Annotated in this window: 9 protein-coding genes; 2 read left to right on the forward strand and 7 right to left on the reverse strand. The window is 73.4% G+C overall.

Annotated elements, in window-relative coordinates:
• Nucleotides 1-37 precede the first annotated feature (37 nt).
• Nucleotides 38-505, reverse strand: a complete 468-nt coding sequence (locus tag RB150_08325; GenBank protein ID MDQ7820541.1) for a hypothetical protein — start codon at nt 503-505, stop codon at nt 38-40.
• A gap of 151 nt (nt 506-656) precedes the next feature.
• Between RB150_08325 and RB150_08330 the strand changes: the two genes are divergently transcribed.
• Nucleotides 657-1085: a cyclic nucleotide-binding domain-containing protein gene (locus RB150_08330; GenBank protein MDQ7820542.1), complete on the forward strand. Its 429-nt coding sequence runs from the start codon at nt 657-659 to the stop codon at nt 1083-1085.
• A gap of 25 nt (nt 1086-1110) precedes the next feature.
• A complete protein-coding gene (locus tag RB150_08335) occupies nt 1111-2196 on the forward strand; it encodes a rhomboid family intramembrane serine protease (GenBank protein MDQ7820543.1) in 1086 nt (361 codons plus the stop codon).
• Here RB150_08335 and RB150_08340 read toward each other — a convergent pair.
• From RB150_08340 to RB150_08365, 6 genes are all read right to left on the reverse strand, one after another.
• Nucleotides 2193-5336 (reverse strand): efflux RND transporter permease subunit, encoded by a 3144-nt coding sequence (locus RB150_08340; protein ID MDQ7820544.1) that lies wholly within the window; start codon nt 5334-5336, stop codon nt 2193-2195. The genes RB150_08335 and RB150_08340 overlap by 4 nt on opposite strands.
• Nucleotides 5336-5689, reverse strand: a complete 354-nt coding sequence (locus RB150_08345; protein ID MDQ7820545.1) for a hypothetical protein — start codon at nt 5687-5689, stop codon at nt 5336-5338. The genes RB150_08340 and RB150_08345 overlap by 1 nt, the downstream gene beginning before the upstream one ends.
• Before the next feature lie 119 nt (nt 5690-5808).
• On the reverse strand, nt 5809-6717 hold the full coding sequence (locus RB150_08350; protein MDQ7820546.1) for a polymer-forming cytoskeletal protein: 909 nt from the start codon (nt 6715-6717) through the stop codon (nt 5809-5811).
• Nucleotides 6714-7478, reverse strand: a complete 765-nt coding sequence (locus tag RB150_08355) for a 2-phosphosulfolactate phosphatase (protein ID MDQ7820547.1) — start codon at nt 7476-7478, stop codon at nt 6714-6716. Before RB150_08355 ends, RB150_08350 begins: the two co-directional genes overlap by 4 nt.
• Before the next feature lie 45 nt (nt 7479-7523).
• Complete coding sequence (locus RB150_08360) at nt 7524-8600, reverse strand: M48 family metalloprotease (protein ID MDQ7820548.1); 1077 nt, start codon at nt 8598-8600, stop codon at nt 7524-7526.
• A complete protein-coding gene (locus RB150_08365) occupies nt 8597-9373 on the reverse strand; it encodes a TatD family hydrolase (protein ID MDQ7820549.1) in 777 nt (258 codons plus the stop codon). Before RB150_08365 ends, RB150_08360 begins: the two co-directional genes overlap by 4 nt.
• Nucleotides 9374-9504: the final 131 nt, after the last annotated feature.

Below are 9504 nucleotides of genomic sequence, written 5' to 3' on the forward strand. Positions count from 1 at the left end.
TGGTCATTCCCTGACGGCGGCGGGATCCGCCCGGCGGTCATCGCCCCCGGCCGGATCCGGAGGCGCGGGGAGGCGGCCGACGGCGCAGGCGCCACAGCACGTCCGCCAGCGCGATGCCGGGTTCTATGGTGCCCGGGCGCCGCCGGTAGCGGACGCGGCACAGGACCGCCAGCAGGCGCGGGTCCATCTCCAGCGCGCCGTCCCTGCCGACCCAGATCAGGCGGCGGGCGGCGAGGGCGTCCGCGTGCTCGGACAGAAACTCCCCGACCTTCACCCACCGGATGAGGTGGGCCAGGCCGACCTCGCGCCCGTAGCGGTCCAGAAAGTACCGCCCCATTCCCCCGACCGGCAGCGCATAGGTCACCCGCCCGTGACGGTCCACCCGCGCGCGGCGGGCCGCCCGCCCCACGAGATCCTGCCAGTGCGCGAACGCCTGCACCAGGTCCGCCGGCCGCCACGGTACGGCACCCTCCGCGGCCAGGCGACGCCATCGGGACGTGGCCACCGCACACCTCCTCCGCCGCCCACGCAGGCGGCATCCCCTGATGGGTACGGAGCGGGCGGCGCAGGGTCCTGCGGGCAGGGGTCTTCCTGCGCGCGTCGAAATGTGACGCGGCTTTGTCGGCGTGTCATGCCACTTTGTGGAGAGACGGGAAATGGCCGATCCTGCCACCACGCTGGCCCATCTGAAGCGGGTGCCGCTGTTTGCCGCCCTGCCCCCGCAGGATCTGGAGTTCGTGGCCCGCTCGATGGTCGAGCGGGTCTACGAGCCGGGAGCGACCATCGTCCGCCAGGGTGAGCCCGGCATGGGCTTCTTCCTGATCGCCGAGGGCCGGGTGGAGGTCACCCGGGACGGGAAGCGACTGCGGGAGCTGGGACCGGGGGAGTTCTTCGGCGAGATGGCCCTGCTGGAAGAACGGGCTCGCACCGCCACCGTCACCGCCGCCTCGCGGACCCGCTGCCTGCAGCTGGTGCGGTGGGACTTCCGCGCCCTGCTGCGGGAGCACCCCGACCTGGCCATCCGGATCCTGGAGGTCGTGGTGCGACGGCTCCGCGAATCTCCGCCTCCCCCCGACGCGGACTAGACCGCCCCCGCATCCCGACGGCCCGATGAGGCTGACCTGCCCGCAGGACGATCACGTCCTGGTGTCCCAACCCGCCCCCCGGGGCGTCTACTGGCGCTGCCCGGCGTGCGGCGGGCGGGCGGTCGGCGTGGGCCTGTTGCGGCGCAGCGTCGCCCGGGAGGCGGTCACCCGGATCTGGACGGCCGCCCGGGAGTCCCCCCGCCGGCCGGGCCGCCGCTGTCCGTCCTGCCTGAGGTCCATGGCGGAGGTCCGGGCGGACGTCGGCCCCGCCGTGGATGTCTGTCTGTCCTGCCAGCTGGTCTGGTTTGACGCCCGCGAGTACGAGCAGATCCCACCGGCACCGGCGGCTGACGAGCAGCCCCTGCCGCCCGCCGCCCGGGAGGTCCTCGCCACCGCCCGGGCCGAGGCCGAGGCGGCGCGCCCGCCCCGGCAGTTCGGGTGGGACGCTCCGGAGCAGCTGTGGAAGTACCTGCCCGCCCTCCTGGGCATGCCGGTGGAGTACGACCGGCAGACGTTCCGCACCGTCCCCTGGATGACGTGGGTCCTGGTGGCGTTCATCACGGCGTTCAGCCTGCGGGCCATGGCCGACCTGGAGTACGCGGTGCGGCAGTTCGGCCTGATTCCCGCCCAGTGGTGGCGCCACGGGGGCCTGACGCTGCTCACGTCGTTCCTCCTGCACGGCGGCATCTTCCACCTGCTGGGCAACATGTACTTCCTGCTGGTGTTCGGAGACAACGTCGAGGACGTGCTGGGCAAGGTCCGCTACCTCGCCCTGATCCTGCTGGCCGCGGCGGCGGGGGACGCAGCCCACATCGCGCTGGACCCGCGGTCGGAGGTCCCCCTCATCGGCGCCAGCGGGGGGATCTCGGGGGTCATCGCCTTCTACGCGCTGCAGTTTCCGCGGGCCCGGCTGGGGGTGCTGTTCCGCATTTTCCTCATCTATTTCCGGTGGGTGCGGATGCCGGCCTACGCCTACGTGGGCGTCTGGATCCTGCTCCAGGTGGTGGGAGCGTACCTGCAGCTGACGGGGGCGACCAGCGTCTCGGCCCTCGCCCACCTGGGCGGCGTCCTGGTCGGCGCGGGCTTCTGGCTGGCCTACCGGAGAGGCTAAGGGCGGGAGTCCTCCCCGCCGGAGGCGCCGGCCACGGGGTGCACGGCCGGCGCGGCCGCCGGCGCCCGGCGGCGCACCACCAGGGTGAGGTCGTCCAGCAGCGTGTACACCACCGGGATCACGACCAGGGTGAGGACCGTGGACGTCGCCAGCCCGCCCAGCACCGCGATTCCCAGGGGGCGGCGCCACTCGGCGCCACTGATGCCCAGGCCCAGCGCCACCGGCAGGCCCCCCATCACCGACACCAGGGCCGTCATCAGGATGGGCCGCAGGCGCATCCGGGCGGCCTGCAGCAGCGCCTCCCGGCGGGGCACGCCCTGCCGGCGTTGCTGGGTCACGAACTCGATGAGCAAGATGGCGTTGTTGACCACGATGCCGGCCAGCATCACGATCCCCAGCAGCGACATGATGCTCACCGTGGTTCGGGTCAGCAGCAACATGGCCACGACTCCCACGCCGGCCAGGGGGACGCTGGCCATGATGGCCAGCGGGCTCAGCAGCGACTCGAACTGGGCGGCGATGGTCATGTAGACGAGCACTGTCCCCAGGGCAAGGGCAAACAGCATGTCGCCGAACGCCTCCCGCTGGAACTCGGCCTCGCCGCCGAAGCGCACCATGTAGCCCGGGGGCACCGTCACCCCCGTCAGGCGCGCCCGGATGTCGTCCACGACCGCGCCCAGCGGCCGGCCGTGCAGCGACGCCGTCACCGTCACCAGGCGCTGCCGGTTGAGCCGGTCGATGGACACGGGACCCCTCCGCAGTTCCAGGACCGCTACGTCCGACAGGCGCACCGGAGCGCCGCCCACCCGGCCCACGGCGATGGCGCCCAGGCGCGCCACGGACTCCCGGTCGGCGGGCTCGGAGCGCACGGTGATGTCGTACTCGGTGCCGTCCGCCCGGAACCGCGTGATCGAGGTGCCGGCGAGACTGGTGCGCAGCTGGGCGCCCACCTCGGCGGTGGACAGGCCGAACTGGGCCAGCCGGACCCGGTCCAGGACCACCAGCACTTCGGTCTTGCCCGGGCGCAGGGTGGTATCCACGTTGACGGTCCCGGGGGTGGAAGCCACGATCTCCCGGATGCGGTCCGCCAGCCGCTGCAGGACTTGCGGGTCCGGCCCGGTGACCTCGACCTGCACCGGCGCGGTGCCGCCGGTGACCCCCGGGGCACCCACCTTCATCTGCGCCGCGGGCACGTCGCGAATCCGCGCCCGCAGGTCGGCCATCACCTGGTCCACCGACCGACTGCGGCGGCTGCGGTCGATCAGGCTCACGAGGATCTGCGCTCGCTGGCTGCCCCCCTCGCTGACGCCGAGCACGGTATCGGCGCCGCCGACCACGGTGAACACGGACGCCACGTCCGGGATCTGGCGCAGACGGCGCTCGGCGGCTGCGGCGGCGCGGTCGGTCTGGCTCAGCGACGCTCCGGGGGGCATGGTGATATCCACCTGGAACTGGCCGGAGTCTCCGGAGGGCATGAACTCCTTGCCCACCAGAGGCGAGGCCACCACCAGAACGCTGACCGCGAACAGCGCGGCCGCCGCCGCCAGGACCTGCGCCCGGTGATCCAGGGCCCACGCCAGCAGGGTGCGGTAGCGATCCGCCAGGCGGCCGTAGGCCCGGTCCCACCACGCGAATGGCGCAGCCCACCGCGGCGTGCCCGCCCGGGAGGCCGGGCGCAGCCACCGGGCCGCCAGCATGGGGGTCAGGGTGAAGCCGATGAGAATGCTGAACAGGTTGGCGAATGCCACGGTGAGGCCGAACTGCCGGAAGAACTGTCCCACCAGCCCGCGCATGAAGGCGATGGGCAGAAAAACGGCCACGTTGGCCAGGTTGGATGCCATCACCGCCAGCTCGATCTCCCGGGCGCCGCGCCGGGCGGCCTCGGCGGGCGGGACTTCCTCCTCCAGATGGCGGGTGATGTTCTCGGTGACCACGATGGCATTGTCCACCATCAGGCCGATGGCAATGGCCAGCCCCAGCAGCGACAGGACGTTGAGGGAGAACCCCGCAAAGTACATGGGCAGGTAGGTGGCCACAATGGCGGCCGGCAGCGCCAGGGCAATGACGGCGGTGCTGCGCAGGTTGTGCAGGAACAGGAAGACCACGGCGGTGGCCAGCGCCGCGCCCAGCAGCAGGTTGCCCTGCACGTCGGCCACCGACTCCCGGATGAACACCGAGTCGTCCCGCGCCACGACCAGGGAGACCCCCGGTGGCAGGGCCGGCCTCAGCTCCTCCACCACCCGCCGCACGCCGTCGGCGACGGTCACGGTATTGGCGTCGGCCTGCGTGTACACGGCCAGCCCCACGCTCTCGCGGCCGTCCAGGCGCGTGAGGCGGTCGGGGTCCTTCACCGCATCCCGAATCTCCGCGACGTCTCCCAGGCGCACCGGGGAAGCCCCCGGGCGCGGCAGGGGCAAAGCGGCCATGTCCTCGACCGTGCGGAACTCCCCCGTCACGCGCACCAGGACCTCCCAGTCGCCCTGCCGGACCGCGCCGCTGGGAACGTTCAGATTCTCGCGCCGCAGAGCGTCCTGGATGTCCAGCACCGACAGGCCCAGGGCGCGCAGGCGGTCCTGGCTCACCTCGACCCGGATCTCCCGGACGCGGCCCCCGGAGACGCTGACCGCGGCCACGCCGGGCACCCGTTCCAGCCGCGGCGTGACCACCTCCTCGGCCAGGCGGCGCAGCTCGTACCCCGAGACCCCTCCGCCCAGGCCCAGGAACACCACCGGCAGAGACCCCACGTCAAACCGCCGGACGGTGGGCGCCCCCGCATCGCGGGGGAGGGTGGCCTTCACCAGATCCACCCGCTGGCGCACCTCGGCCACCGCGCTGTCCAGGTTGGTGCCCAGGACGAACTCGATCCCCACCACCGACGAGCCTTCCCGGGAGGCGGAGATCACCCGGCGCACGTGGGTGAGGGAGCTCACCTGCTCTTCGATGGGGCGGGTGATCAGGGCTTCGACCTCTTCCGGTCCGGCCCCGGGGTAAGGGGTGGCTACGGTCACAAACGGGAACTGGACGTTGGGAAACAGCTCGACCGGCATGCGCGCATACGCCAGCAGGCCCAGGACCAGCAGGGCCGACAGGACCATCAGCACGGCCACGGGGCGGCGGATGGACAGCTCGGCGAGCGACATCAGGGAGTCACCACAACGACCGGCTGCCCGTCGCCGATCTGCTCGGGGCCGAGGGTGATCACCTGCTCTCCTTCCCGCAGGCCGTAGAGGACCTGAACCAGGTGGTCGTGGCGAAGCCCCACCACCACCCGGCGGATCTGCGCGCGACCGTCGCGCACCACCACCACTTCGGTGGCCGCGCCCTCCCGCAGGGCCGAGGACGGCACGAGCAGCACGCCGGTCCGGCGCTCGACCACCACCTCCCCGCGTACCGAGGTGCCGGGCAACACGCCCGGGGGAGGAGATGTGAGCCGGAGGCGCACCCGGGCGGTGCGGCTGACCGGGTCGGCGGCGGGCAGGACCACCCGCACCACCCCGGCCAGTTCCCCCGGCCGATGCCCCGGTGGGCGAGCGGGATCTGGCGGCGCTGCGGTCCGGCCAGTCAGCCCGCCTGCGCTCGGAGGCGGTGCGTATTCCTTGTGGAGAGGCCCTGTCAAGTGGACGATGGCGTGCCCGGATCGCCTCTGGGACCCTTCGGGAAGGCGTGGACGAGTACCGCGCCCATTCCCCAGGTCAGAGCGACGAGAAACGCCAGGCGGCCCGGCCCGGACAGCAGGAACAGCGCCGCCAGAATGGCAGCCCCTACCAGGGTGCTTCCCGCCGGTCCCGGCCTCCACCGGAACGCCTCGGCGAGGCGGCTGCCCACCAGGAGGGCGGTCCCGGCGAGGCCGGCCAGGGCCAGCAGGCTGAGGGCAAACGGGAGCAGGGCCAGCAGCGGAATGCCGACAAGGCTCACCAGAAGGACCAGGCCCAGCGGAGGAAGCAGCACCCACAGCAGGACGCCGGCCAGGAGCGAGGCCCCGGGGGACCTGGACAGGGTCCGGGCGATCCGCGATACGGGACCGGGGAACAGGGCCGCGACCGCCGCCACAAGCGCGGTCACTCCGGCCATCGCCCACAGGGCCGCCGCCCGGACGACGAACGCGGCGAGCGTGCCAGACCCCGGTCGCCGGGGCGGAACGCTCCACAGCAGCCCGGTGAGGACCCGCCCACCGACCCGCGCGCCGGGGAACCACTCCACCGCCCCGAAAACCACCCGGACATCGCCGTCCACGCGCGCCAGGGGCCCCAGCACGACCCTGCCCTGGACCACCTGCACCGATCCGGTGACCCGCCCCCAGACCTCCACGTCCCCGTCCACGGCCACCGCATCGCCGCGCAGCACTCCCTCCACGCGAACGTGTCCGCGCACCGCCACGGCGGAGCCCTCATGGACCACGCCCGCCGGCACCACGATGTCGCCGGCCAGGCGCACGGTGGCTCCCCACGCCGCCGCGGACGTTGCGGAAGCGATGATGCCGGCCGCGACCCCGAGGGCCCCGACGGCCCGCCGCGCTGTCACTGGCCACCCCCACCGCGGCCCGCGTCCTCCCGGTGCCCCGACGTGACGGACTCCAGCACATGGACCTCGCGGCTCAGGCGCGGCACCACCTCGCTGACGTCGGCGCGGGCGCAGTACACCACGTCCTCCTCCAGCCCCAGGCGGATGACATTCCGGCCGGCCGCCGACTCCCGGAACAGGGCCAGGGCGTCTCGTTCTCCACGGTACAGGCGCAGAGCCGCCGCCGACCCGTCGGTCAGCTCGGCGGAGCGCTCCACCTCCAGCAGGCGGTCCACCAGCGCCCCGGCCGTGTAGGCGTCGTCGAGGCCGAACCCGCCCTCCCGGCCGGCGCACACTACCGTCACGGGCAGCCCCCTCACCCGGGCCAGCTCCGCCGCCTGCCGGGCCGCCGCCCGGGCGTTGCGCAGGGCTCCCACCAGGACCACGGGCGCCTTGGCCACCCGGCGGATGGCCGCCGTGCCGTTGGTGGTCACGAAGATGACCGGCGCCGCCCCGAACGCCGCCCGGGCGACCTCCACCGGAGAGTTGCCGTAGTGGAACCCCGCGGGGGGCAGCCCGTTCTCCTCTCCGGCGAGAATCGCGCCGTCCATCCGGGCGGCCGCGCGCCGGGCGGCGTCCACGGTCTCCGCCACGTAGATGCGCCCGGCGCCGCGCTCCACCATGGTCACGAGGGTGGTGCTGGCCCGGATGACGTCCACCACAATGCACACCTGGGGCTCCGCCGTCACCACCAGGGGGTGGAAGGCCACGTGCACGCGCATACGACCTCCGTCTTCAGCGGATCCCGAACCGGGATGTCGTTCCCGCTACCCGGTGAACTGGCGCTGGCGGAGATCCTCGCGGATTACCCACTGCAGGCGCGCCGCCACCTGCCGCGCCGCGTCGGCCAGCGGCAGGCCCAGGGCTGCCGCGTCGGCGGTCGTCACCGTCACCAGCAGCCGGGTGCCGCCCACGACCTCCCACGCGGCGGGGCCGGCGGGCAGAACGGCGACCTGCCCGGGATCCGGGTCGGTGTCGAAGAACCGGTCCAGCCGCTCGACCACCGCCCGGGCGCGCACCGGGTCCGTCAGGCGCACGACCACCACGTCGTTGACCAGGACCTCCGCCACTTCGGCGCCGGGCTCGCCGGCCAGCCGCAGTCCCACCCGCAGGTAGTTGGCCGCCGGGCGCCGCACCACCGGGATACCCCTCCGCCGCAGCTCCGCCAGGACGGATGCCACCCGCTCCGCGGTCGCGGGGTGGTCGCGGAAGGCGCCGGCATTGACCGGCGGGCGCAGCCGCTCGTCCCGGGCCAGCCGTTCCAGAACCGTCAGGACAGCCACGGGAGTGTAGGGCGTGCGGGTGAGGATGTCCACGGCCGCCAGATCGGCATCCCGCTCCAGGTCCCGGGTGTAGCCCGACAGCAGGCTCGCGCTGAGCAGGTGCGCCCCCTGAGCCAGGGCCGCATCGCGGGTCAGCAGGGCCACCAGCAACGTCCAGAAGGCGGCCTCGTTGCTGCGCCGGATCATCTCCATCTGGTGACGGCGGGCGGCGTGGGCCACCTCGTGGGCCAGGACGGCCGCCAGCTCGTGGTCGGAACGCACAAACTCCAGCAGGCCGCGGGTCACGTAGATGAAGCCTCCCGGCAGGGAGATGGCGTTGGCGGGCTCCAGATCCACGATCGCGAACGTGTAAGGCAGCTCCGGGCGCCCGGAGGCGGCAGCCACCACGCGGCCCACCTCGTCCACGCGGGCGACTGCAGCCGGGTCGCGCACCAGCCGGTACTGGGCCTCCAGCCGCCGGGCATAGATCCGGCCCAGACGTACCTCCTCCGACTCCTGGGCCCCCGCCACGGCCGGCAGCGCGGCCAGGACCGCCAGAATCACTGCCAGGGGGCGGCTCATCGTCCCTCCCCGTCCGCCGGCAGGCCGAACACCCGCCGGGCGTTGTCCGTGGTGATGCGGGCCACCTCGGCCGGATCCATTCCGCGGATCTCGGCAATGCGCCGCACCACGGCCTCCAGGAACGCCGGCTCGTTGCGCCGCCCGCGCCAGGGCTGCGGGGCGAGGACCGGGGAGTCGGTTTCCACCAGCAGCATCTCCAGAGGCACCACCCGGACGACCTCCACCGGGACGCGCGCCGTGGGAAAGGTCACCGGGCCGGCCAGAGAGACCATGTAGCCCCGGCGGGCCGCGTCGGCGGCCAGTTCGGGCGAGCCCGAAAACGCGTGGAGCACGACACCGGGCGGGCGTTCCCGGGCCAGCAGGGTGCAGACGTCGTCCCACGCGGCCCGACAGTGCACGATCACCGGCCGCCGGGTCTCCCGGCTCAGGCGCAGGTGGGCCACGAAGGCTTCCCGCTGGACGTCCCGCGGGACCTCGTTGCGGGCGTAATCCAGGCCCGTCTCGCCGACGGCCACCACCCGGGGGTGAGCCAGCAGCGCGCGCAGGTGGGCCAGCGCATCGGGACCGGCGTCGCCGGCCTGATGGGGGTGGATGGCCACGGCAGCGTAGACGTCCGGGTACCGCTCGGCCAGAGCCACCGCCGTGCGACTGCTGGCCACGTCGGACCCCACGGTCACGCACCCGCGCACGCCGGCCTCCCGGGCCCGCCGGAGCACGGCGTCCCTGTCGGCGTCAAAGGCCGGATCGTCCAGGTGCACGTGGGAGTCGAACATCTCCACAGCCGTCCCTCAGTCTAGCACCGGAGCGCCGCCGGGAGGAATCGCACACCCTCGCTGGGCGATGGGGATGGCCCCGCCCGGCCAGCGCAGACGGCCCGCTCAGGCCAGCGCGGGGACAGTCCCCG

The organism is Armatimonadota bacterium (assembly GCA_031081675.1).
Taxonomy (GTDB): Bacteria; Sysuimicrobiota; Sysuimicrobiia; order Sysuimicrobiales; family Kaftiobacteriaceae; genus Calidihabitans; species Calidihabitans tengchongensis.

Coding starts and splice junctions, on each gene's coding strand:
- RB150_08360 (MDQ7820548.1), bottom strand. CDS start 8,600: ATGAGCCGCCCCCTGGCAGTGATTCTGGCGGTCCTGGCCGCGCTGCCG.
- RB150_08340 (MDQ7820544.1), bottom strand. CDS start 5,336: ATGTCGCTCGCCGAGCTGTCCATCCGCCGCCCCGTGGCCGTGCTGATG.
- RB150_08355 (MDQ7820547.1), bottom strand. CDS start 7,478: ATGCGCGTGCACGTGGCCTTCCACCCCCTGGTGGTGACGGCGGAGCCC.
- RB150_08335 (MDQ7820543.1), top strand. CDS start 1,111: ATGAGGCTGACCTGCCCGCAGGACGATCACGTCCTGGTGTCCCAACCC.
- RB150_08330 (MDQ7820542.1), top strand. CDS start 657: ATGGCCGATCCTGCCACCACGCTGGCCCATCTGAAGCGGGTGCCGCTG.
- RB150_08365 (MDQ7820549.1), bottom strand. CDS start 9,373: ATGTTCGACTCCCACGTGCACCTGGACGATCCGGCCTTTGACGCCGAC.